Origin of the sequence: Microbispora rosea, from assembly GCF_044460045.1 — a bacterium.
GTDB lineage: Bacteria > Actinomycetota > Actinomycetes > Streptosporangiales > Streptosporangiaceae > Microbispora > Microbispora rosea.
Window position 1 is genome coordinate 433,410 of record NZ_JBITJO010000001.1, and the last position, 22,473, is coordinate 455,882.

Genomic DNA, 22,473 nt, shown 5'->3' on the forward strand with positions numbered 1-22,473 from the left:
CATCCGGCGTCCGTGCAGCGATACGGCCCTGCCACAATTCCCGCAAAAGGATCAGGGGAGGGGACCGGGGTGGCCGCACGGGTGCTGGAAAACACGTTCCACGTGGACGCCGCGCCGGAGGAGGTGTTCGCGCACCTCACGACGCCGGACAGTTACATCGGCCTGTCACCGCTCGTGGTGGCGGTCCGGGATGTCGACCGGTCCGAGCCGGGGGTGGTGCGCTACGTTTCGGTCGAGCGGTTCCGCTTCCTCGGCCTGAAGTACGACAACCCCATCGCCGTCACGCTGCTGACCGAGCGCACCGCCGAGAGACTGTCCGTGCGGGGCGAGGTGCGCAGCCCCGGCGGCGTCCGGATGGGCTACCGCTTCGACATGTCCCCGGAGGCCGGCGGCACGCGGGTGGACGACCGGCTCGACCTGAGCGCCTCGTGGCTCGTCATGGGGTTCGCGGCGGGCCAGGCGCGCAAGGTGCAGCTCGCCAGGGCCCGGATCCTCGCCGAACGGCTGTCCGCGCGGTCTGCGCACGGTTCGTGAACGGACTCCGGCAGGCACGCTCCGGCCGGTTTCCCGCCGATGCAACGCGGCCTTGCGTGAGAAGCTGGAGTTCCCCTTCCGCCCCGGAGGTATCACATGCTCGTGCTGGCGCACGTCAGCGACATCCACATCGACGGAAGCGAGCGGAACACCTCGCGCGCCGCACGCGCGCTCACCTACGCGCGGTCACTGCGGCCCGACGCGATCGTGCTCACCGGTGACCTGGCGGACCACGGCGCGGTGGAGGAGTACGAGACCGTCCGCGAGCTGATCGCCGGCGACGACGTGCCGCTCGTGCTGTGCCCGGGCAACCACGACGCGCGCGGCGATCTCCGCAAGGTCCTGCTGGAGCAGGACGGCGACCACCCGGTCAACCAGGCGCTCAACCTCGACCACGCGACGATCGCGCTGTGCGACTCCAGCATCCCCGGCCGCCCGGACGGCGCGCTGTCCGACGACACCCTGGCCTGGCTCGACTCCGTGCTCGCCGCCACGCCCGGCGTCCCCGCCTTCGTCGGCATGCACCACCCGCCCGTCGCGCTCGGCATCCCGTACGTGGACGGCATCCGGCTCGGGCGGCCGGAGGGGCTGGCGGAGGTCCTGGGCCGCCATCCGCACGCCGTCGCGGTGCTGGCCGGGCACGCCCACACGGCGGCGGCGACGACGTTCGCCGGGCTGCCGCTGCTGGTCGCGCCGGGGGTGGTCAGCACCGTGCTGCTGCCGTCCGAGACCTCGGCGCGCCCTCCGGTCGACTACGACCTGCCGCCGGCCATCGCCCTCCACGTGCTGGACGACGGCCGGATCACCACCCACTACCGCCCCGTGCCCTAGCCGGGTGCCCCCGGCCAGGCACGACGCAAATCCACGGCGCTCCCACCTGCGGCACCAACGCGCATCGCGCGTTACACGGGGTCAGGATCGTCGGCGCCGCACAAGCGCATCACCGAGGCCCGGAAGTGCCTGGCCGCCCCCCGTGCGTCCAAGCGGCCGGCGCGGATGTGACGGTCGGCGGCATGGCCGAGCGCGATCGTCGCCGCGACCAACCAGCCGGTGTCCAGGTCGGTCGCGAACTCGCCGCTGTCGCGGCCGCGACGGATCAGGCTCTCCAAGCTCTCCTCGACCGGCAGGTGATGCGACGCGTCTTCCTCCTGGGTGGCATCCCCATGACCGACTGCCGCCTGCTCGGTCAGCAGCGTTCCGGCTGCGGTGAGAAAACGGCCGAGAGCTTCGGTGGCGGTACCTGCCTCGAGATCAGCGGCGTCCAGCACGGCGAACGCACGGCGGCTCAGCTCGTCACGCACCGCCGCAAGGAGCGCCTCGCGGGTCCCGAAGTGGACATACGCGGTCTGCCGCGTCACACCGGCCATGGATGCGATCTCCGCCATGCTCGCCTCTGGGTGCTGGGCGAGAACCCGGATCGCCGCCGACACCAGCGCGTCACGGTTGCGGACGACCTCCACCCGCTGACGCCGCCGCCTTATATCTGACACGGTTGACAACCATAACCACCACCCTAATGCTGACAACCATGTCAGAGATAACTGAGCGGGCGGCACGCCGTCTTCTGATCGACTACACCCGCGACATGGCCCTTTCCGACGAAGACCCCGAGCGGATCGTGGACCGCACCATGACCGCCGACGCGGTCTGGGTAACCGACGGCACAACGCTCACCCGCGGCCAACTGGTCGGCCATGCGGCCCCGGCACGCAAGAACGTCACCTCCATCGAGATGCGAATCGACGACCTCTTCGTCAGCGGCCACGAGTTCGCCGCACGCTGCCGCCTCATAACGGAGCACCGCAAGCGCGGGCACGTGATGATCGACTGGATCCTGATCGGCGACGTCGCCGACGACGGCCGGGTGCGACGCATCCACCAGCTCGGTCGTACCGCCTAGTACTCCGTCGAGCCAGGAGCGCACGCCGGCACCTACAACGCCGTCGGCGTCAGCCGCTGGACCTCCGGCACGGGCTGCGTCGTGGCCGACGCCGTCCGGGTCACCCGGGTCTGACCCCAGTGCGCGTCCGTACGGCTCACGCGCCGAGGACGTCGCCGGGAACCTCGTCCGGGATCCACGAGCCGTGGAACCCGGCCGGCACCCGGCGCGGCAGCCGTACGGACGCCACCCGGGCCAGGTCCGACGCGTCGAGCACCAGCAGCTCGGCGCCGTGCTCGGTGGTCGCGATCGACAACAGCCAGCCCTCGTCCTCGGCCCTGGCGCCCGCGGCGGGGACGAACACGGCCTCGCCCGGCGAGCGCTCGCCCGTCTGGTGGGCCCGGCTCGCGCCGTTCGCGGTGTCGTACTTCACGATCGCGCCCTTGCTCACCGCGTAAATGTAACGGCTGGTCAGGCCGGTGCGCGTCTCGTTGATCGTGGGGAACTCGACGTCCAGGTCGTCGAGCTGCCCGTCGCGCGCGACGCCCGTGGCGGGGTCGAGCGTCCAGCGGTGCAGGGCCGCGCCGCCGGTGTGGGCGGCCGGGTTGGCCACGCCGCCGATGGTCGGCCAGAAGCCGCAGAACGCCCCCGGCGAGTAGCGCACCGCGTCGACGACGACGCGCCCGTGCTCGTCCTCGCTCGCGTTGCCCACGTGGAAGACGTAGCAGGAGTCGACATCGAACCACCGCACCTCGCCGGTGCCGCGGCGCATCACGCCCAGCCGCGCGCCGTACGCGTCGTCCCACCGGTACGGCATGCCGCGGCCCACCAGGTCGAAGTCGAAGACGACCGGCAGGTCGAGCCACACCACGTGGTGCTCGGTGATCGCGAAGTCGTGGGCCATGGTGGGACCCGGCACGTCCACCGGCCGGGTCTCCACCAGCTCGCCGTCGGCCGACAGCCGGTGATAGGTGAGGTAGGGCTCGGCCCAGCCGTACCCGAAGAAGTGCAGCTCCCCGGTGATCGGGTCCTCCTTCGGGTGCGCGGTCATCGCGGTGGCGAGCCGCCCGCCGAAGTCGCAGGGGCCGACCGTGCCGAGCTCCGGCGTCATCTCGTACGGCAGGCCGTTCTCCACGAGCGCGAGGATCTTGTCGGCGTGCCGGATCACGTGGGTGTTGGCGGGCACGGCCGCGAGGTCCACGCCGCGCTCGTGCACGTACGGCGCGCCGGCGAGGCGCTTGGTGCGGACCCACCGGTTGCGGTACCACTCGGCCCGCCCGTCGCGCAGCCGGATGCCGTGGATCATGCCGTGGCCGACGAACCAGTGCCCGCCGTCCTCCCCCGGGCGGGGGTTGGGGCCGTTGCGGAAGTAGCGGCCGGTGAGCTCGGGCGGCAGCGTGCCCTCGACGGGCAGGTCGACGGCGTCGATCTCGTCGGGGACGGGGGCGAGACGGCCGGTCAGGTAGGAGGCACTCATCTCGGTGGTTCCCTTCAGGCGGCGTAGCGTGCGCGGACGATCTGGGGGTAGCGGATGGTGAACAGCGCGGGGAGCGCGAAGCCGCAGACCTTCACCGCGATGATCGCGACGGTGGCGTGCGGGGCGAACGCGAGCAGCAGGGCGAGGCCGACGGCGTTGAGGGTGAAGCCCACCGCCCACACGGCGGTGATGACGGCGTTGACCCGGTAGAACAGCGGGGTCGCCTGCACCGCGGCCGGGGTCGTCCGGCGGGCGATGCCCAGCGTGAACGGCTTGCGGACGGCCAGCGACCCCCAGGCGGTGAGCGCCAGCCAGGCCACCGAGACGGCCGGGCCGTACTCGCCGAAGGGCGCCGGCGTGACCGTGAACGCGGCGAGCGTCAGACCGGCGAAGAACACCCCCGAGCTGAGCTCGATGACCATCTCGTCCCAGCCGCGCCCCGCCCGGCGGTCGATGGCGAGCAGCACGAGCGAGACGAGGAGCGCGGCCGCGGCTCCGAACCTGGCCTCGCCGTTCGTGCTGAGAACGGCGAAGGCGATCCACGGGAGGAAGGTGAGGACGTAGCGGAGCACCGGGGGGTTCCTTCGATTCGACGTTCCATAAGTGACATGTCGAAAGTAGAACCTCCACTAGCGACATGTCAACACAGGAATGTAGGATCGGACCATGAGCCTTCGTCATGCCATGCTCGGCCTCCTGTCGGCCGGGCCCGCCAGCGGTTACGACCTGCTGAAGACCTTCGAACTGTCGCTGGAGAACGTCTGGCCCGCGACCCAGAGCCAGCTCTACGCCGAGCTCGGCCGGCTGGCCAAGGAAGGGCTGGTGGAGGTCGCGGCGGAGGGCCCACGCGGGCGTAAGGAATACGAGATCACCGAGGAGGGCCGGGCCGAGCTGCACCACTGGCTGGTCGAGGTGCCGCCCACCATGAGCCGGCGCAGCGACATGCTGCTGCGGGTCTTCTTCCTCGATCAGGTCGGCAGCGACGCCGCCCGCGGCTACCTGGAGCGGCTGGCCGACCGGGCCGTCCACGAGCACGACCAGCTCCTCGGCATCCGCGAGTTCGTCATCGGCCAGGGCGACGACGCGCTGCGGCTGTACGGCGACATCGCGCTTGAGTGGGGCCTGCGCCTGACCGCCGCGCAGCGCGACTGGGCCCAGTGGGCCGCCGGACGGGTGGCGGCGCTGGACCAGGAGAAGGCCGGGCAGTCCGCGGCGGAGTGACGACTTCCGACGCGGTCGTACGCGTGTCCCGGCGTCAGTGCGTGGCCATGTCCACGAAGCGGCTGTAGTGGCCCTGGAAGGCCACGGTGACCGTGGCCGTGGGGCCGTTTCGGTGCTTGGCCACGATCAGGTCCGCCTCGCCCGCGCGCGGCGACTCCCGCTCGTACGCGTCCTCCCGGTGCAGCAGGATGACCATGTCGGCGTCCTGCTCGATGGAGCCCGATTCACGCAGGTCTGACACTTGTGGGCGTTTATCCGTACGCTGCTCGGGACCACGGTTGAGCTGGGAGATCGCGATGACCGGCACCTCCAGCTCCTTGGCCAGCAGCTTCAGGGCACGGGACAGCTCCGAGACCTCCTGCTGGCGGCTCTCGGTCTTCTTGGGCGAGCTCATCAGCTGGAGATAGTCGACGATCACGAAGCGCAGGTCGTGGCGCTGCTTCAGGCGGCGGCACTTCGCCCGGATCTCCATCATCGACATGTTCGGGGAGTCGTCGATGAACAGCGGCGCCTCGGCGACCTCGCCCATCCGGCGGGCCATCCGCGTCCAGTCGTCGTCGCTCATCATGCCCGAGCGCATCGTGTGCAGCGCCACCCGCGCCTCGGCGGACAGCAGACGCATGGTGATCTCGTTGCGCGACATCTCCAGCGAGAAGACGACCGTGGTCATCCCATGCTTGATCGCCGCAGATCGGGCGAAATCCAGACCCAATGTGCTTTTTCCGATTGCGGGACGGGCGGCGACGACGATCATCTGGCCGGGGTGGAGGCCGTTGGTCAGGGCGTCGAGATCCTGGAAGCCGGTCGGGACGCCGACCATCTGGCCGCCACGGCTGCCGATGGCCTCGATCTCGTCCAGCGCCGACGGCATGATCTCCGCGAGCGGGAGGTAGTCCTCGGACGTGCGGCGCTCGGTGACCTTGTAGATCTCGGCCTGCGCGCGGTCGACCAGGTCGTCGACCTCCTCGCCCTGGCCGCCGTACCCGTAGGAGACGATGCGGGTGCCGGCCTCGATGAGGCGGCGCAGGACGGCCTGCTCCCGGACGATCTTGGCGTAGTAGCCGGCGTTCGCCGCGGTGGGCACGATCACGGTCAGCGTGTGCAGGTAGGCGCCGCCGCCGACCCGGGCGACCTCGCCGCGCTTCTGCAACTCGTCGAAGACGGTCACCGAGTCGGCGGGCTCGCCCCGGCCGTACAGGTCGGTGATCACCTCGAAGACGATCTGGTGGGCCGGCCGGTAGAAGTCGTCGGCGCGCAGCACCTCGATGACGTCGGCGATGGCGTCCTTGGACAGCAGCATGCCGCCCAGCACCGACTGCTCGGCCTCGATGTTGTGCGGTGGCGTCCGCTCGAACGTCGAATCGGAGCCTCCCGGTCCCCCCGGGAAGTCGAGCACGCTCACCCTCACACCCCCTGCCCAGCGGTCACAGCATCCCCAGCCCGGTCCGCAAGTCTCCCCAACCTCAGGGCCGGGCGGCAACTTGACCAGTGGACAACCCTGTGGACAACATGTGCAGTCCGCTCCCCGGACATGTGAAAACCCTGGGGACGACCCTGTGGACAGCGATGTGACCACGTCGGCGAAGGGCGCTCCCACCTGGGATTTCGATATCCACGGCCTGTGGAGGAAAGAAAGTCACCGGAGATTTCCGATACCGATCGAGCATGGCCCAGTAAGCCGCAAAATAGTCTTATGCCACTTACCACCGAGACGGGACACGGCCGTGCCCACGACAGGGAGATCCTCAGGCTCGCGATCCCGGCATTTGGGGCACTGGTGGCCGAGCCGCTCTTCCTGCTCACCGACTCCGTCATCGTCGGCCACCTCCCCGATCCTGCACTCGGCGCTCTCGGCGTGGCCAGCGCGGCCCTGTCGGCCCTCGTCGGGCTGTGCGTGTTCCTCGCGTACGCCACCACGGCCGCGGTCGCGCGGAGGCTGGGGGCGGGGGACGTCAGGCAGGCGATGCGCCAGGGGATGGACGGCCTGTGGCTGGCCGCGATCATCGGACTGGCCGTCAGTGTGGCGTGCTGGCCTCTTGCTCCATTTATCGTACACCTGTTCGGAGCGACGGGCCAGCTCGCCGCGCAGGCGGTCACCTATCTGCGCATCAGCCTCCTGGGCACCCCCGGCATGCTGCTGGTCCTCGCCGGCACCGGCGTCCTGCGCGGGCTGCAGGACACCCGCACGCCGCTGGCCGTGTCCGTCGCGTCGTTCGGGCTCAACGGGCTGCTGAACATCTGGTTCGTGCTCGGCCTCGGCTGGGGGATCGCCGGATCGGCCTGGGGCACGGTCGTCGCGCAGTCCCTGGCCGCCGCGACCTACCTCGCGCTGGTCGTGCGGACCGCCCGCGCGCACGGCGCCTCGCTGCTGCCCGACCTCGCCGGAGTGCGGGCCGCGGGCGCCGCCGGGTTCGCCCTGGTCGTCCGTACGGCATGCCTGCAGGCCGTGCTGCTCGTCGCCACCTCGCTCGCCACCCGGATGGGCGACGACCAGATCGGCGCGCACACGATCGCCGCCCGGATCTGGACGTTCCTCGCCTTCGCCCTCGACGCCATCGCGATCGCGGGGCAGGCCATCACGGGCCGCGCACTGGGCGCGGGCGACGCCGCGGGCGCCCGTGCGGCCACCAGGCGCATGGTGATGTGGGGCATCGGATGCGGCGTCGTGTTCTGTGCGGCCGTCCTGCTGGCGCGCCCGCTGGTCCCCGGCCTGTTCGACGCGCACGGCGAGGCCGCCGCCGAGCTGCTCGCCGTGCTGTGGCCGGTCGCGCTCCTGCAGCCGATCGCGGGCGTCGTGTTCGTGCTCGACGGGGTGCTCATCGGGGCCGGCGACCAGCGCTACCTCGCCTGGGCGGGGCTGTGGACGACGCTGGCCTACCTGCCGTTCGCCGCCGTGGCGGGCACCCTGGTCGCCCTGTGGCTCGCGCTCGGCGTCTGGATGGCCGCCCGGCTCGTCACGCTCGCCCTCCGCGCGTACGGCACCGCCTGGATGGTCACGGGCGCCTCGCGGACGGCCGCCTGACTCACATGCGGCGGGCCTCCAGCACGCGCTGGAGGAACGCCCGCGTGCGCGGATGCTCCGGCGCGCTGAAGATCTGCTCGGGCGGGCCGCTCTCCAGCAGCACGCCGCCTTCGAGGAAGCACACGGTGTCGGCGATGTCGCGGGCGAAGCCCATCTCGTGGGTGGCCAGGATCATCGTCATCCCGGTCTCCTTGAGCTCGCGGATCACGCCGAGCACCTCGGTGACCAGCGTGGGATCGAGCGCCGAGGTGACCTCGTCGAGCAGCAGCAGGCGAGGGTCGGTCGCGACCGCGCGGATGACCGCGACCCGCTGCTGCTGGCCGCCGGACAGGCGGTCGGGATACTCCCCCGCCTTATCGGCCAGCCCGAACCGGTCGAGCAGCTCCCGCGCCCGCGCCTCGGCCTCCTCCGTCCGCACGCCGTGGACCTTGCGCGGCGCGAGCGTGATGTTGTCGAGCACGGTCATGTGCGGGAACAGGTTGTACGCCTGGAACACCATGCCGATGCGGCGGCGCACGTCGTCGGCGTCGGCCCGCACATCGGTGATCTCCGCGCCGTCCAGATGGATCGCGCCGTCGTCGATCGTCTCCAGCAGGTTGACGCAGCGCAGCAGCGTCGACTTGCCCGAGCCGGACGCCCCGATCAGGCAGACCACCTCGTGCGGCGCGACCTCCAGGTCGATCCCGCGCAGCACGCTCAGCCCGTGGTAGTGCTTCCAGACGTCTTCGATCTTCAGCAGGCTCATGCCGTGCCGCCTCCCGTACGGCGCCGGGCGGCCCGCGCGGCGAGATGGTCGGTGAACCGCGCCATCGGCACCGTCAGCGCGATGAAGAGCAGCGCGGCGACCAGGTAGGGCGTGTAGTTGAAGGAGGATGCGACGTGGATCTGGGCCTGGCGCAGCGCCTCCAGCGGGCCGAGCACGGAGACCAGCGCGCTGTCCTTCTGCAGCGAGACGAAGTCGTTGAGCAGCGGCGGAATCACCCGGCGGACGGCCTGCGGCAGCACCACGTGGCGCATGGTCTGACCGTGGCTCAGGGCCAGCGACCGCGCCGCCGCCCGCTGGCTCGGGTGCACCGACTCGATCCCCGCGCGGAACACCTCCGCGACGTACGCGCCGTAGGACAGCACGAGCGCGATGATGCCGAGCGTCACGGGGTCACTCGGCGTGCCCTGCAACTGGAGCGCCGGGATGCCGAACCCCACCAGGTAGATGAGCAGGATCGTCGGAATGCCGCGGAAGACGTCCGTATAGAGCACGGCCAGGGCGCGCAGCGGGAAGAACACCGGTGAGCGCAGGCCGCGTACGACGGCGACGAGTAGGCCCACCACCAGGATGAACACCTCGGCGATGAGGAAAATCTTGATGTTGAGCAGGAAGCCGCGCAGCACGTCGGGCAGCGCGTCGACGAACGCCTGGGGGCTGAAGAACAACTCCTGGACCCGGGGCCATCCCGGCGAGGAGGCCACTCCGACAACCAGGGCGACCACCACGACGATCGTGGACGCGGTCGCGATGGAGATGGACCGCCGCGCCCGGCCGCGCAGCTCCGCCTCCCGGCGGAGCTGCCGCTCGCTCTTCACCCACGCGGGCCCCACCTGCTCCGCGTCTTGCGACGGCGCGGGCGAGGCGGCGGATTGCCCGTCGGTCACTTCAGCTCCGGAGCGCCCGCGGCGGCGGTCAGCCACTGGCTCTCGATCTGCGCCAGCTCACCGGACGACTTCAGCTCGCCGAGCGCCTTGTCGACGCAGCTCACCAGCGGGCTGCCCTTCTGGAACAGAAGGCCGAACTCCTCGGGCTCCCCGCCGTTCGCGGCGAACTGGCCGACGATCTTCGAGCCCTCCACCTGGGCGGCGGTGACGTAGAAGGCGGTCGGCAGGTCGACGACGATGGCGTCGATCTGCTTGTTCTTCAGCGCGTTGACCGCGTCGACCTGCTGGTTGAACACGCTCGGGTCCTTGGCGGGCTGGATGACCGACCGCACCGCCTCCAGTGCGGTGGTGCCCGCCTGCACGCCGATCTTGGCGTCCTTGAGCTCGGCGAGGCTCGTGGCGGAGGCGAACTTCGTGCCGTCGAGGGCCACGACGCCCTGCTTGACCGTGTAGTAGCCCTGGCTGAAGTCGACGGCCTTGGCCCGGCTGGGGGTGATCGAGATCTGGTTGACGTCGAAGTCGAACTGCTTGGGCCCCGGGGCGAACGACGAGTCGAACGGCACGACCGCCCAGGCGACCTCGTCCTTGGTGAAGCCCATCTTCCCGGCCACCGCGTAGGCGACCGCGCTCTCGAACCCCTGCCCGCTGGAGGGGTTGTCATCCTTGAACCACGGCTCGTACGCCGGCTTGTCGGTGCCGATCGTGAGCTTGCCGGGAGTGGTGAGCTTCAGGCTCTCCTTCGCGCACGCGTCGGCGGCGCCGGAACCGGCCGGGCTCGCGGCCGCGCTCGCGGTGGTGGAGGTGTCGTCCGCCGGAGCGCAGGCGGCGGCCGCCAGCACGAGGGCGCCGGACGCCAGCAGAAGTGAGGGACGGCGCATCACAGCCTCCATCAGAGGGTCTTTCCACGAAATCCGGTAAATCGGACGGCAAGATACTAGCGTTCCGTATAACCCCCGTTTACCTGAGGGGAATCGTCTCTTCGCCGGACGACTCGGGGAACCGCGAAGGGCCCCTCTCCGGTGGACGGAGAAGGGCCCTCGACGGACTGCGACGGGTGTCAGCCCGCGACCACCTCGACGTCGAGGGTGGCGGCGACCTCCGGGTGCAGCCGGACGCTCACCTTGTGGGTGCCGACGCTCTTGATCGCGTTGCCGATCTCGATGCGGCGGCGGTCGAGCTGCGGACCGCCGGCGGCCTTGACGGCGTCGGCGATGTCGCCGGTCGTGATCGAGCCGAACAGCCGGCCCGACTCGCCCGCGCGGGTCTTGAGGCGCACCTTGAGGGCGCCGAGCTGGCCGGCGACCTCCTTGGCGGAGCCCAGGTCACGGATCTCGCGGGCGGCACGCGCCTTCTTCAGCGAGGCGACCTGCGACTCGGCGCCGCGAGTCCAGCGGATGGCGAAGCCACGAGGAATCAGGTAGTTGCGGCCGTAGCCGTCCTTGACCTCGACGATGTCGCCGGGAGCGCCGAGGCCGGAGACCTCAGTCGTGAGGATGAGCTTCATTTGTCCTGAGTCTCCTTTCTCAGCGCGCGGTGCTCGTGTACGGCAGCAGGGCCATCTCACGGGCGTTCTTGATAGCGGTCGCCACGTCGCGCTGGTGCTGGGTGCAGTTGCCCGTCACCCGGCGGGCACGGATCTTGCCGCGGTCGGAGATGAACTTCCGCAGCAGCCCCGTGTCCTTGTAGTCGACGTAGGAGATCTTGTCATGGCAGAAGAGGCAAACCTTCTTCTTGGGCTTGCGCACTGCCGGCTTCGCCATCGTGGTGCTCCTTTCAGAGCCCCGCATGAAGCGGGAATGGTCGCTCGGTTGTGTTTACGGTGGTGGGACCGGAAGGCCCCGGTGACCTAGAAGGGCGGTTCGTCGCTGAAGTCGCCGCCGAAGCCGCCACCGCCCTGCGGGCCGCCGCCGAAGCCACCGCCACCGCCGCCGGAGCCGTAGCCCCCCTGCGGAGCGGGTGCCGCGGTCGCCCACGGGTCGTTGGACGGTCCGCCGCCGAAGCCGCCGCCACCGCCGCCGCCCTGGCGCGAGGTCTTGTTGACCTTCGCCGTGGCGTTGCGCAGCGAGGGGCCGACCTCGTCGACCTCGACCTCGTAGACCGTGCGCTTCTCGCCTTCCTTGGTCTCATACGACCGTTGGCGCAGCCGTCCCTGAACGATCACCCGCATGCCGCGCTGGAGGCTCTCGGCGACGTTCTCCGCCGCCTGCCGCCAGACGTTGCAGGTGAGGAACAGGCCCTCGCCGTCTTTCCACTCGTTGGTCTGCCTGTCGAGGAACCGCGGAGTGGACGCGATGCGGAACCGGGCCACGGCCTGCCCCGTCGGGGTGAAGCGCAGCTCCGGGTCGTCGACAAGATTGCCGACGATCGTGATCTGGGTGTCGCCTGCTGCCATCGGTCGCTTTCGCCTTCCTATCCCGTCAGCTGAGCCGTCAAAGGCTCAGAGTACGGCCCGGGCCCGACAAACCGCCGGGCTTCGGGTTCTGCCAGTGGAGCTCAGTGGAGCTCGGGGCGGATGACCTTGGTGCGGAGGATGCCCTCGTTCAGGTTGAGCTGGCGGTCCAGCTCCTTCACGGTGGCGGGCTCGGCGGTCAGGTCGACCACGGCGTAGATGCCCTCGGACTTCTTGGCGATGTCGTAGGACAGGCGGCGGCGGCCCCAGACGTCGACCTTCTCCACGGTGCCGCCGTCATTGCGGACGACGGTGAGGAACTGGTCGAGCGACGGCTGCACGGTGCGCTCGTCGAGGGACGGGTCGAGAATGACCATCATCTCGTAGCGACGCATGTGTGATCCAACCTCCTCTGGACTCTTGCGGTCACGACGCCTTGCCGTGACAGGAGGACCCTGCGCTCGGCGCCGGGCGGCAGTGCCCCCGGCCCTTATCAGACGCAGTCGAATAAGGCTACCAGCCACTTGGCCGTACCCGGCCCGGAGAGCGAAACTGGAGGTCGGAGAGGGGGTAGGCGCGATGCGAAACGCCATCGGCCGCAAAAGGAGGCACCCCGGTCACCTCACGCTGAACACGGACGGCAGGCCGCACCCGCGGGAGAACGCGATGACGATCGCGACGCTGGTGTGCGGCCTGGTGGCGTTCGTCACGGGCTTCATCGTGATGGCCCACATGATCGCGTCGTGGGTGGGCGCGATCGGGTTCTGGGGCGGCCTGTACGCCCAGTACGCCTCGTCGACCACCAGACAGCGGGCGCTGATCATCGTGGGGATCGTGGGGTCGTTCGTCGGCGCCGCGCTGGGCATCGCGCACGGGGGCTTCTTCCCCCGCGGCTTCACCCTGCGCGGCTGAAGCCCACGCAACCGAAGCCCACGCGACCGAAGCCCACGCGACCGAAGCCCGGGCGACCGAAGCCCGGGCGGTCGCGGCGTGGCCGATCAGCCGCCGATGTGGAGGTCCACGCCGAGCAGCACGAGGAACCACAGGAAGACCGCGATCAGAGCCTGGGCGACCTGCTTGAGGAGGGTGGGGGTGATGTAGTGGTGGAGCCAGGCCACATAGAGGCCGACGAGGATGTAGATGAGAAGGATGAAGCTGCCTAAGCGATATCTCATGCTCGTCTCCTTGACGACGAAGTAGTATCGCGCGCGGATTTCGGGGGCGCGTGACCACGCGACTGCCCTGGCTCGCACTTTTGAAACAGCGTGTCCTCTTGAAACGCTCTTGGAGAGCGCCTAGAGTTCGCCCTCCGCGTCCGGCAGCCCCCTGACAGGCAAGCAAAGGTGGAGGAACGGCATGGACAGCCACGACGGCGCCCGCCCGCGGATCGGAGCCCACGTCGACCAGGACGACCCGCTGGCGCACGCGGCGGCCCGCGACGCCGACGTGGTGCAGTTCTTCCTCGGCGACCCCCAGGGGTGGAAGGGGCCCGTGACACCCGCCACCGCCGACGCCCTGCGCGCCTCGGACGTGGACGTCTACGTGCACGCGCCGTACGTCATCAACGTGGCCACCGCGAACAACCGCATCCGCATCCCGAGCCGCAAGTTGCTCGACTCGCATCTCAAGGCGGCGGCGGCCATCGGCGCCAAGGGCCTGATCGTCCACGGCGGGCACGTCAACGCGGGCGACGACCCGCAGACCGGCTTCGACAACTGGCGCAAGGTCTTCGAGCGCACCGAGTGCCCGATCCCCGTGCTGATCGAGAACACGGCCGGCGGCGGCAACGCGATGGCGCGCAAGCTGGAGCGCATCGCCCGGCTGTGGGACGCGGTGACGTCGGGGGCGCCTGACCCCTCGGTCGTCGGCTTCTGCCTGGACACCTGTCACTTCCACGCGGGCGGCGAGGAACTACTCGGCCTCGTGGAGCGGGTGAAGGCGATCACCGGCCGCATCGACCTCGTCCACTGCAACGACTCACGGGACGCGTTCGACTCCGGGGCCGACCGCCACGCCAACCTCGGCAGCGGCCAGATCGACCCCGAGCTGATCCTGGAGGTCTGCCGGGCGGCAGGCGCGCCGATCGTGGTGGAGACGCCGTTCGAGGGCCAGGCCGACGACATCGCGTTCCTGCGAAAGCACCTGTAGACGCTCGTCCACACCCTGTGGATAACTCTGCGGATTGAAACCGTCAGGAAGCGGGTACGGCCGCCTCAAGGCCCCGCTCGTCCCTCACCCTCCCGGGCCTGCGCGTGGCACGCCACAGCTGCACGTACGACGTGACGGCCGCGGCGAGGAAGACGAGGTTGCGCAGGACCAGCACGAGCGTTCCCGGCAGGGCGCCCCGCCAGCTGTAGTCCAGTTCCACCCAGGGGTACATGATGCCCGTCAGCAGGGCGGCGACCATGACGAGCAGTGCGGCCGGGCGCTGCGTCGGGCCCGGCCGGTCGCGCCGCACCGACAGGATGACGGCGGCGATGCCGATCACCCACACGAGATACTGCGGTGACAGCACCCGGCTGGTGGCGACCAGGAAGAGCACGGTGGTGAGGGCCGCGTCGTAGTACGACCGCGGGCTGGGGGCCGCGCGCAGCCACCACAGGCCGATCAGCGCCAGCGCCAGGGGCGTGGCGACCAGGCTCAGCGTCGTCGCGACGCCCACACCGCCGCCGACGGCCTCCATCGCGCCGTGCCGGTAGGTGGTGTAGCCGTCCCACCAGCCGAGGGCCCGGGCGAGCGCGAACGGCGTGGCGGCCAGCGACTCGATCTGCAGCCCCCGCTTCTCCTGCGCGGTCAGGAAGTCCAGCGCGTGCGGCATGAGCAGGGCGGCCACGCCGCACCCCGCGACCGCGACGACGAGCGTGAGCCCCGACGCGGTCAGCAGTTCGCGCCACCGCCGCAGGCCGGCGAGCAGCGCGACCGGCCAGACCTTCACGAGGAGCCCGACGCCGATGAGCGACCCGCGCACCGCCGGGTTGGCCGACGCCGTCAGCGCGAGCACCGCCACGAGCGTGACCATGAGGTCATAGCGGGAGACGAGCACCGGGCCGAGCAGGGCCGCGCCCACGGTCCACGCCCACGGGCCGGTGCGGCCCCCGCCGCGCCGCGAGTTCGAGAACCGCCACAGCAGGAGCAGGATCACGAGGTCGCACAGCGCCGCCAGCAGGAAGAAGGCGACGTGGTAGCCCAGCGGCAGCAGGCGGGGGGCGAGCAGCGGCACCGCCGCGAAGGGCGGATACTGCCACTTCTCGTCACCCGCCGGGAACTCCCCCTCCATCAGGATCTCGGACCAGCGACGATAGAGGGTGACGTCGTTCCTGAACGCCTCGCCGTGCCCGGTCGGGATGGTCTGGGTCGCGACGAGGAGGAGCATCCCCCTGGTCGCGGCCCACACCAGCAGCAGGAGCCATGGTGGCCTCCGGCGCATCGTGTCTCCCCCGTTCGTCGCGCAGACTCTCACGCGACGCTACGCGATGCCTCCGCTCGGACGGCTCAGGGCCGCGCCGCGACGGGCGCGAAATCCGATGTAACTTTCACGGGTTCACGCCGTCTCCGGCTCCTGCCGCACGCCTCGCGCAAGGAGCGAACGGCGCAGCACGAGACGGTCCTCGGCGTGGTCGAACACCCCGCCCGACGGGTCGTCGGCCTCCCTCTGGCGTACGACGTCGTGCTCGGGCCGCAGGATGTCGCGCACGACGAGCGCCATGAGGATGACGATGGTCAGCGCCCTGGCCCAGACCGACAGGAAGTAGGGGTCGTCGCCGATGCCCTCCCCGGCGTGGTCGGGATACTGGCTGACCAGGTAGAGCCAGATCGAGAAGAAGTACCAGCACTCGGCGACCTGCCAGGCGGCCAGCGCCCCCCACCTCGGCCTGGCCAGCACCGCGAACGGCACCAGCCACAGGACGTACTGCGGCGACCAGACCTTGTTGGTGATCATGAAGGCGGCCAGGGCGAGGAAGCACAGCTGCATCAGGCGCGGGCGGCGCGGCGCGGCCAGCGCCAGCACGGCGACGCCCAGCAGGAGCACCGCCAGCGCGACCATGGCCATGGTGTTCAGCTTCTCGGCGTCGCCGAGAAAGGCCAGGAAACCGGGCCTTTCCATGCCGAACCACTGGGTCTTCTGGAAGAAGAACCACAGCCCACCCCAGTCGGCGCCGCGCTCGCTGCTGAACGCGTAGAACTTCTCCCAGCCCTCGAAGTTCACCAGCATGATCGGCACGTTCACCAGCAGCCACGCGGCCGCGGCCCCGGCGACCGTCTTGAGGAACGGCACCCACTTCGCCGTACGCACCGTGAGCAGGAACAACGCGCCGAAGAACATCAGCGGGTAGAACTTCGTGGCGACGGCGAGGGCCAGCAGCACGCCCGCGAGCCACGGCCGGTTGCGGGCCCAGGCCAGCAGGCCACCGAGCGCGAGGGCGCCCGCGGCCAGGTCCCAGTTGATGTACGCGCAGAGGATGACGGCCGGGCCGACGGCGTACCAGAGCGCGTCCCAGCGACGGGCCGGTCCGGCGAGCGCGGCCGTGAGCAGCACGCCCGCGACCAGCGCGATCCCCATCAGGATCACGGTGACGTCGTAGAACACGACCCCGTCGCCGCTCGCGAGCCGGCGGGCGAACTCCATGATCCCGCCGATGCCCACCGGGTATTCGACCGGGTAGTCGACGTACGGGACCTTGCCCTCGTTGAGCTTCTCGGCCCAGAACAGCGGATAGATGTCGGTGTAGCAGAAGTTCGTGAACTGCCCGACACCGCCGTTCCATGCTCCGCCGAACCGGCAGGGATATTTCCACAGGTATGCGAGAACGGCGCCGAGCCCCGCGAGAAGCCCGAGAGGCAGGTACGGCATCGCCCGCGCGGCGACCCTGAGCAACGGGGCGAAGGCGTTCGTGATCCGGGTCGTCATGCTCGGTATTGCACCATTCAACGCCTCGGCTTGGCGACTCCGCGCACCGGAAGGGCCCGCGGCGGGAGTCGCCGCGGGCCCCTTCGGGACGCCGGATCGTGGATCAGGCGCCGGTGCCGTCTCTGCCGTTTCCCGAACCGGTCGGCATGGCGGCCGGGGCCTGGTTGATGTTCAACGGGACGTCGCCGCCCCCGGGGCCGCCGTCCTGACCGCCCGTGCCCTGGTCGTCGCCGAGGCCGTCGCCGCTGTCACACCCCGGGCCGCCGTCGAAGCAGCTGCCGTCGTCGGGGAAGTCCGTCGGGAAGTCCGTCGGGAACCCGGCGTCGTCCGGCTCCGGGCTGGGCGACGGCGTCGGGCTCGGCACGATGTTCTCCGGACTGCCCAGTCCGGCCTTCTGCGGGAACTGCTCGACCGGCTTGCCCGCGAGCGCATCCATCATGAACGTCCGCCAGATCGTGGTCGGCGGGCCGGCGCCCTCGAAGCCCAGGGACACCTCATGCGGCCGGGTGTAAGGGGTGTTGGGGCCGTACTTCTTGCTCTCCTTGCCGCCGGGGGTAACCGGGCAGTTGGAGTAGATCGGCTCCACGATCTTGCCGCTCTTGGTCAGGCACTGCTCGCGGTACATGCCGACCGCGACCGACAACTGCGGGGTGAAGCCGACGAACCAGGCTTCCTTCTCGTCGTTGTTCGTGCCGGTCTTGCCCGCGGCGGGGCGGCCGATGCCCTTGCCCATCGCCGTACCCGTCTTGAGGACCTCCTCCATGGCCGCCACAGAGTCCGCCGCCGCCTCCGGCGTGATCACCTGCCTGATGTCCCGCCGCTCGGCGATAACGACCGCCTTGTCCTTCCGGACCTCCTTGACGACGTGGTAGTCGACGTGCTTGCCCTCGTTGGCGAAGATCGAATATCCGGCGGCCTGCTCGACCGGAGTGACCAGGGCGCTACCGATGGAGAACTGGTACTGGTGCTCCTTGACGTCGTCCTCCAGCCGGGTCTTGTCGAGCCCGGCGTCCTCCGCGATCTGCTTCACCGCGCTGAGCTGCCCGATCGTGCCGTTCTCCTCGTCCAGCTTGTACGCCATCGAGGCGAAGGCCGTGTTGATCGAGTGCGAGGTCGCATAGATGGCGTTGATGGCGGCGGGCACCGAGTGGCCGTTGGTGATTCCGCCCTTCGCCTGACCCGGCAATTCCTTGGGCACGGTCTGGTTGCCGGGCAGCCAGCTGTTCAGGCTGTAGCCGGCATCCAGCCAGGCGGCCAGCACGTACGGCTTGAACGCTGAGGCGGCCTGCTTCTTCGAGTCGAACGGCTCGTTCCAGGGATCCTTGACGTAGTCGTTGCCGCCATAGAACGCGAGCACGCGCCCTGTCTTGGGATCCACGGCGGCCAGGCCGGCGTGGAACTCCTTCGACATGGTGGAGGTGGTCGCGGTCACCGCCTTCTTGGCGGCCTGCATGAGCTTCTTGTCGAAGGTAGAAATGATCTTGTAGCCGCCGCTCCTGACCTGGTCGGGCGACAGGTTCATCCGGGTCTTCAGCTCCTGCAGCACCTGGACGATCATGTAACCCCTGAGGCCGCCGTACTCGTCTCTGGTGTTCGCCGGGACGGTCTTGGGGAACTTGGCCGTGCTCGGCAGCTTGCCGTACTTGGCCGGGTCGAGCTTCGCCATGGCGTTGACGACGTCCTTGAACCGGCTCTGCAGCCGTGGGGAGTCGGCGTCCAGGGCGGGCGTCTGGATGCGCGCGGCGAGATAGGCGCCCTGCTCCGGGGTGAGCTGTTCGACGTGCTTCTTGAAGTACGCCTGCGCGGCGGCCTCGATGCCGTACGCACGGCCGAAGGGCACCGTGTTGAGGTACTGCAGAAGGATCTGGTCCTTGGTCATCGACTTGTCGAGCTTGACCGAGACGAAGATCTCCTTGATCTTTCGCTTGATCGACACTTCCTGGCTGAGGCCGTCGTAGTAGTTGCGGGCCATCTGCTGGGTGATGGTCGAGGCGCCCTGGAGCTGCTGCCCGGTCGCCGTCATATAGACCGACCGGATCATGCCGGGGATCGAGATGCCGCTGTCGTCGCGGAAGGTGTCGTTCTCGATCGCGATGACGGCGTCCTGGACGTGCCTCGGCACCTTGTTGATGTTGTCCAGGATGACGCGCGGGGTGCCCACCTTGCCGATCAGCGTCTTGCCGTCGTTGTAGTAGATGGCACTGCCCTGCGCCACGGCCTCCGCCTGCGTCGCCGCGGGCAGCGGGGTGTTGGCGTAGGCCACCGCGATCATGCCGAAGGTGCCGGCGGCCAGCACGGTGAAGGCCGCCACGAGGATCTTCCAGCTCGGGACGAAGCGCCTCCAGCCCGTACGGCGCGGCCTCTCGTCGTCCTCGTCGAAGTCGTCGAAGTCGCCCGGATCCCGGGGGCCGCGCCCGCCGGGCCCACCCGGGCCCCCTGGACCCCCCGGGCCTCCGGGGCCGCCGGGACCGTGGCCGCCCCGGCCCGAGGGCCTGCGGCGGCGGCCGCCGGTCTGCATCGCTTCGGTGCTCTGCCCGTCCCCTCGGGCGTCGCGGGGGAAGCCGCCCGTCGGCATGCCCAGCGCCTGGGTGCGCTCGTCCCCGCCGGGAACGCCGGGAACGCCGGGACCCGCGGGGCCGCCGGGACCGGCCGCGTAGCGCGGGTCACGGCCCGCCGGCGGGCGTCCGCCGCTCACCGGTCCCCGGGCGCCCTGCTGCCCCCGGACCGGCCTCTGCGGCGGGCCCTGCTCCGGTCTCTGTTCCGGCCTAGGGGGCACCGCGTTCATGGCCGCCGTGTCCTCGAAGGCGGCCGCCTCACGGCGGTGGTGCTCGGGTGCGGCCGGCCGGGCGGCCCGAGGCGGTTGCGGGGCCGGTCCCCTGCCGGGCTGTCGCGGCGGGGCGGGCTCGCCGTACTCGTCGTACTCGTCGGATTCCCGGGGCGAGCGACGACGGCGCCCAGGGCGGGATGATCCACCGGAGCCCGAGGCGTCCTCGGGACGGCCGGTCGGCTCCGGTCCATAGCTGCTGTAAGTCACGCGTCCTCGTCAGATGGTTCGGGGAATTTGTCGACGTCGGCCGGCAGGCCGGCGGGCTGCCTCCTGGAGGTGGAGGTCGCCCTACAGGGAAGGGCCCGGGGGATCGGCTGTTCCGAGGACGAACGACACCGCCAGGTGGTTCCAGGAACAACCTTGGCAGACCTCCACCACGTAGACCCGGAATTCGCGGTATTCCCGGGCCATCGCGCTGAGCTCGGCCATCCCTTTTGCCTGGCCGGCCACTCGTCCTAATTCATCCCCATATACGTATGTGACGTTGGTCACGTTCCTTCGTTCACATATGGGGCAGCTGCGAGCCGTCGGCTCTCCGTGGAACCGAGCCGCGCGCAGCAGGTAAGGGTGGGCGTCACACACGTCCCGCGCCCGCATGCGGCCGGAGCGGACTGACTGCACGGCCGCCCGCTTAGCGAGGCCGTAGTCCACGACCGACCGCTGTGACCACATACGGCCAGATTACGACCCTTTGCCAAATCTTGCCCAACCGTTGACCCGTTGCCATCTATGACACCCCGACGTATCCTGCGGATGTATCGAGTCGATACATCGGTCGGACACAGGAGGTGGTTCCAGTGACGGGCTCTCGTGGAGGTGTGCTGGAGCTCGCCGTCCTGGGATCGCTGCACGAAACGCCGTTGCACGGCTATGAGCTGCGCAAACGGCTCAACACGCTGCTCGGCATGTTCCGTGCGTTCTCCTACGGCTCGCTGTATCCCTGCCTCAGGGGTCTGCTCAACGAGGGCCTCATCGCCGAGGAGGAGCCTCCTGAGGACACGGTTCTCGGCCGCAGGTCGAAGATCGTCTACAAGATCACGGCGGAGGGCAAGGAGCGGTTGCAGGAGCTGCTCAGCCAGTCGGGCCCGTCCTCCTGGGAGGACGAAAGCTTCGGCATCCACTTCGCCTTCTTCCGCCACACGGAGGCGGAAGTGCGGCTCCGCATCCTGGAGGGCCGCCGCAGCCGCCTGGAAGAGCGCCTCGACCGCGTCCGTGAGGCTCTCGCCCGCACAAGAGAGCGGCTGGACAGCTACACGCTTGAGCTCCAGCGCCACGGGCTGGAGTCGGTCGAGCGCGAGGTCCGCTGGCTGAACGAGCTGATCGACTCGGAACGGCGGAGCCGTTCGGTTCCCGGCGAGGGGGATCACCCCCCGGATCCCGCGCAAGCCGTACAGGAAGAGACCCAGAGGGCGGACACGCCCGAGGCAGATAGGTAAAGGAGCGAGTGCTATGGGTTCGGTGCGCGTAGCCATCGTCGGTGTGGGCAACTGCGCCTCATCGCTGGTGCAGGGCGTCCATTACTACAAGGACGCGGATCCGAGCAGCCGTGTGCCGGGCCTCATGCACGTGCGGTTCGGTGATTACCACGTCGGCGACGTGGAGTTCGTCGCGGCCTTCGACGTGGACGCCAAGAAGGTCGGCCGCGACTTGTCGGAGGCCATCGTCGCCTCCGAGAACAACACGATCAAGATCTGCGACGTGCCGCCGCTCGGCGTCACCGTGCAGCGCGGCCCGACCTTCGACGGGCTGGGCACGTACTACCGCGAGATCATCGAGGAGTCCGACGAGAAACCGGTCGACGTCGTGCAGGCGCTGAAGGACGCCCAGGTCGACGTCCTGGTGTCCTACCTGCCGGTGGGCTCGGAGGAGGCCGACCGCTTCTACGCGCAGTGCGCCATCGACGCGAAGGTGGCCTTCGTCAACGCGCTGCCGGTCTTCATCGCCTCCGACCCCGAGTGGGCCGCGAAGTTCACCGAGGCCGGCGTCCCGATCGTGGGTGACGACATCAAGTCCCAGGTCGGCGCCACGATCACGCACCGGGTGCTGGCCAAGCTGTTCGAGGACCGCGGGGTCGAGCTGCTGCGCACCTACCAGCTCAACTTCGGCGGCAACATGGACTTCATGAACATGCTGGAGCGCACCCGTCTCCAGTCCAAGAAGATCTCCAAGACCCAGTCGGTCACGTCGCAGATCCCGCACGAGATGGCCAAGGCCGACGTCCACATCGGCCCGTCCGACCACGTGCCGTGGCTGGACGACCGCAAGTGGGCCTACGTCCGCCTCGAGGGCAGGTCGTTCGGCGACACCCCGCTCAACCTGGAGTACAAGCTCGAGGTCTGGGACTCGCCCAACTCCGCCGGCATCATCATCGACGCGGTCCGCGCCGCCAAGATCGCCCTCGACCGGGGCGTCGGCGGCCCGCTGCTGTCGCCCTCGTCCTACTTCATGAAGTCGCCGCCGGAGCAGTACTCCGACGACCACGCCCGCGAGGCCGTGGAGCAGTTCATCCGCGGCCAGCTCGAGCGCTGACGTCCGTCGTCCACCGCGTGTCCCGCCCCGGTCCGA

The 22,473-nt window shown here is 69.8% G+C and carries 25 protein-coding genes; 9 read left to right on the plus strand and 16 right to left on the minus strand.

Annotated elements, in window-relative coordinates; translation table 11 throughout:
• Nucleotides 1-81 precede the first annotated feature (81 nt).
• Together ACIBK1_RS02030 and ACIBK1_RS02035 are read left to right on the plus strand one after the other, a co-directional pair.
• Nucleotides 82-534 (plus strand): SRPBCC family protein, encoded by a 453-nt coding sequence (locus ACIBK1_RS02030; protein WP_239105219.1) that lies wholly within the window; start codon nt 82-84, stop codon nt 532-534.
• A gap of 96 nt (nt 535-630) precedes the next feature.
• Nucleotides 631-1,365 (plus strand): metallophosphoesterase, encoded by a 735-nt coding sequence (locus ACIBK1_RS02035; RefSeq protein WP_076439831.1) that lies wholly within the window; start codon nt 631-633, stop codon nt 1,363-1,365.
• Nucleotides 1,366-1,436: 71 nt separating this feature from the next.
• On the opposite strand, the gene ACIBK1_RS02040 is transcribed toward ACIBK1_RS02035, so the two are convergent.
• The gene (locus ACIBK1_RS02040; RefSeq protein ID WP_159454856.1) at nt 1,437-1,994 is read right to left on the minus strand and encodes a TetR/AcrR family transcriptional regulator; all 558 of its coding nucleotides are present in this window, start codon (nt 1,992-1,994) and stop codon (nt 1,437-1,439) included.
• A gap of 68 nt (nt 1,995-2,062) precedes the next feature.
• Between ACIBK1_RS02040 and ACIBK1_RS02045 the strand changes: the two genes are divergently transcribed.
• Entirely contained in the window at nt 2,063-2,434 is a 372-nt protein-coding gene (locus ACIBK1_RS02045; RefSeq protein ID WP_396731641.1) for a hypothetical protein, read from the plus strand.
• 136 nt (nt 2,435-2,570) lie between these two features.
• Here the strand turns inward: ACIBK1_RS02045 and ACIBK1_RS02050 are convergent, their stop codons facing one another.
• Nucleotides 2,571-3,890 (minus strand): carotenoid oxygenase family protein, encoded by a 1,320-nt coding sequence (locus ACIBK1_RS02050; protein ID WP_387067589.1) that lies wholly within the window; start codon nt 3,888-3,890, stop codon nt 2,571-2,573.
• Between the two features lie 14 nt (nt 3,891-3,904).
• Nucleotides 3,905-4,462 carry a hypothetical protein gene (locus ACIBK1_RS02055; protein ID WP_076439839.1) on the minus strand — a complete coding sequence of 186 codons (558 nt, stop codon included), beginning with the start codon at nt 4,460-4,462 and terminating at the stop codon, nt 3,905-3,907.
• Between the two features lie 94 nt (nt 4,463-4,556).
• Between ACIBK1_RS02055 and ACIBK1_RS02060 the strand changes: the two genes are divergently transcribed.
• A complete protein-coding gene (locus ACIBK1_RS02060; protein ID WP_387067586.1) occupies nt 4,557-5,111 on the plus strand; it encodes a PadR family transcriptional regulator in 555 nt (184 codons plus the stop codon).
• Between the two features lie 34 nt (nt 5,112-5,145).
• Here ACIBK1_RS02060 and dnaB read toward each other — a convergent pair whose 3' ends face one another.
• Nucleotides 5,146-6,513, minus strand: a complete 1,368-nt coding sequence (gene dnaB, locus ACIBK1_RS02065; protein ID WP_030508627.1) for a replicative DNA helicase — start codon at nt 6,511-6,513, stop codon at nt 5,146-5,148.
• 291 nt (nt 6,514-6,804) lie between these two features.
• Between dnaB and ACIBK1_RS02070 the strand changes: the two genes are divergently transcribed.
• Nucleotides 6,805-8,133, plus strand: coding sequence for an MATE family efflux transporter (locus ACIBK1_RS02070; protein ID WP_030508626.1), 1,329 nt, complete (start codon nt 6,805-6,807; stop codon nt 8,131-8,133).
• Between the two features lies 1 nt (nt 8,134).
• On the opposite strand, the gene ACIBK1_RS02075 is transcribed toward ACIBK1_RS02070, so the two are convergent.
• The 7 genes from ACIBK1_RS02075 to rpsF all read right to left on the minus strand — a co-directional run bounded on the left by ACIBK1_RS02075 (nt 8,135) and on the right by rpsF (nt 12,567).
• Nucleotides 8,135-8,878, minus strand: coding sequence for an amino acid ABC transporter ATP-binding protein (locus tag ACIBK1_RS02075; protein WP_030508625.1), 744 nt, complete (start codon nt 8,876-8,878; stop codon nt 8,135-8,137).
• Nucleotides 8,875-9,783, minus strand: coding sequence for an amino acid ABC transporter permease (locus ACIBK1_RS02080; RefSeq protein WP_083744672.1), 909 nt, complete (start codon nt 9,781-9,783; stop codon nt 8,875-8,877). Before ACIBK1_RS02080 ends, ACIBK1_RS02075 begins: the two co-directional genes overlap by 4 nt.
• Entirely contained in the window at nt 9,780-10,661 is an 882-nt protein-coding gene (locus ACIBK1_RS02085; protein ID WP_076439941.1) for an ABC transporter substrate-binding protein, read from the minus strand. Before ACIBK1_RS02085 ends, ACIBK1_RS02080 begins: the two co-directional genes overlap by 4 nt.
• A 179-nt stretch (nt 10,662-10,840) precedes the next feature.
• Nucleotides 10,841-11,287 (minus strand): 50S ribosomal protein L9, encoded by a 447-nt coding sequence (rplI, locus tag ACIBK1_RS02090; RefSeq protein ID WP_030508622.1) that lies wholly within the window; start codon nt 11,285-11,287, stop codon nt 10,841-10,843.
• Between the two features lie 19 nt (nt 11,288-11,306).
• Nucleotides 11,307-11,543, minus strand: a complete 237-nt coding sequence (gene rpsR, locus ACIBK1_RS02095; RefSeq protein WP_076439843.1) for a 30S ribosomal protein S18 — start codon at nt 11,541-11,543, stop codon at nt 11,307-11,309.
• An 86-nt stretch (nt 11,544-11,629) separates the two neighbouring features.
• Complete coding sequence (locus ACIBK1_RS02100) at nt 11,630-12,175, minus strand: single-stranded DNA-binding protein (protein WP_387067578.1); 546 nt, start codon at nt 12,173-12,175, stop codon at nt 11,630-11,632.
• A 101-nt stretch (nt 12,176-12,276) separates the two neighbouring features.
• Entirely contained in the window at nt 12,277-12,567 is a 291-nt protein-coding gene (gene rpsF, locus ACIBK1_RS02105) for a 30S ribosomal protein S6 (RefSeq protein WP_030508619.1), read from the minus strand.
• Between the two features lie 184 nt (nt 12,568-12,751).
• Between rpsF and ACIBK1_RS02110 the strand changes: the two genes are divergently transcribed.
• Nucleotides 12,752-13,084, plus strand: a complete 333-nt coding sequence (locus ACIBK1_RS02110; protein ID WP_076439847.1) for a hypothetical protein — start codon at nt 12,752-12,754, stop codon at nt 13,082-13,084.
• A gap of 86 nt (nt 13,085-13,170) precedes the next feature.
• Here ACIBK1_RS02110 and ACIBK1_RS02115 read toward each other — a convergent pair whose 3' ends face one another.
• Nucleotides 13,171-13,347: a hypothetical protein gene (locus ACIBK1_RS02115; protein WP_167530482.1), complete on the minus strand. Its 177-nt coding sequence runs from the start codon at nt 13,345-13,347 to the stop codon at nt 13,171-13,173.
• Nucleotides 13,348-13,528: 181 nt separating this feature from the next.
• On the opposite strand from ACIBK1_RS02115, the gene ACIBK1_RS02120 reads away from it, so the two are divergent.
• Entirely contained in the window at nt 13,529-14,320 is a 792-nt protein-coding gene (locus tag ACIBK1_RS02120; protein ID WP_387067575.1) for a deoxyribonuclease IV, read from the plus strand.
• A gap of 43 nt (nt 14,321-14,363) precedes the next feature.
• On the opposite strand, the gene ACIBK1_RS02125 is transcribed toward ACIBK1_RS02120, so the two are convergent.
• From ACIBK1_RS02125 to ACIBK1_RS02140, 4 genes are all read right to left on the minus strand, one after another.
• Complete coding sequence (locus ACIBK1_RS02125; RefSeq protein WP_387067572.1) at nt 14,364-15,599, minus strand: glycosyltransferase 87 family protein; 1,236 nt, start codon at nt 15,597-15,599, stop codon at nt 14,364-14,366.
• A gap of 114 nt (nt 15,600-15,713) precedes the next feature.
• Nucleotides 15,714-17,081, minus strand: coding sequence for a glycosyltransferase family 87 protein (locus tag ACIBK1_RS02130; RefSeq protein WP_387067569.1), 1,368 nt, complete (start codon nt 17,079-17,081; stop codon nt 15,714-15,716).
• A gap of 103 nt (nt 17,082-17,184) precedes the next feature.
• Nucleotides 17,185-19,776, minus strand: a complete 2,592-nt coding sequence (locus tag ACIBK1_RS02135; RefSeq protein WP_396731651.1) for a transglycosylase domain-containing protein — start codon at nt 19,774-19,776, stop codon at nt 17,185-17,187.
• A 420-nt stretch (nt 19,777-20,196) separates the two neighbouring features.
• Nucleotides 20,197-20,580 carry a DUF5318 family protein gene (locus tag ACIBK1_RS02140; RefSeq protein WP_076439857.1) on the minus strand — a complete coding sequence of 128 codons (384 nt, stop codon included), beginning with the start codon at nt 20,578-20,580 and terminating at the stop codon, nt 20,197-20,199.
• Nucleotides 20,581-20,705: 125 nt separating this feature from the next.
• Here ACIBK1_RS02140 and ACIBK1_RS02145 point away from each other — a divergent pair, with 125 nt between their 5' ends.
• Together ACIBK1_RS02145 and ACIBK1_RS02150 are read left to right on the plus strand one after the other, a co-directional pair.
• Nucleotides 20,706-21,344 carry a PadR family transcriptional regulator gene (locus ACIBK1_RS02145; protein ID WP_076439859.1) on the plus strand — a complete coding sequence of 213 codons (639 nt, stop codon included), beginning with the start codon at nt 20,706-20,708 and terminating at the stop codon, nt 21,342-21,344.
• Between the two features lie 13 nt (nt 21,345-21,357).
• Nucleotides 21,358-22,437 (plus strand): inositol-3-phosphate synthase, encoded by a 1,080-nt coding sequence (locus ACIBK1_RS02150; RefSeq protein WP_030508611.1) that lies wholly within the window; start codon nt 21,358-21,360, stop codon nt 22,435-22,437.
• Nucleotides 22,438-22,473 lie beyond the last annotated feature (36 nt).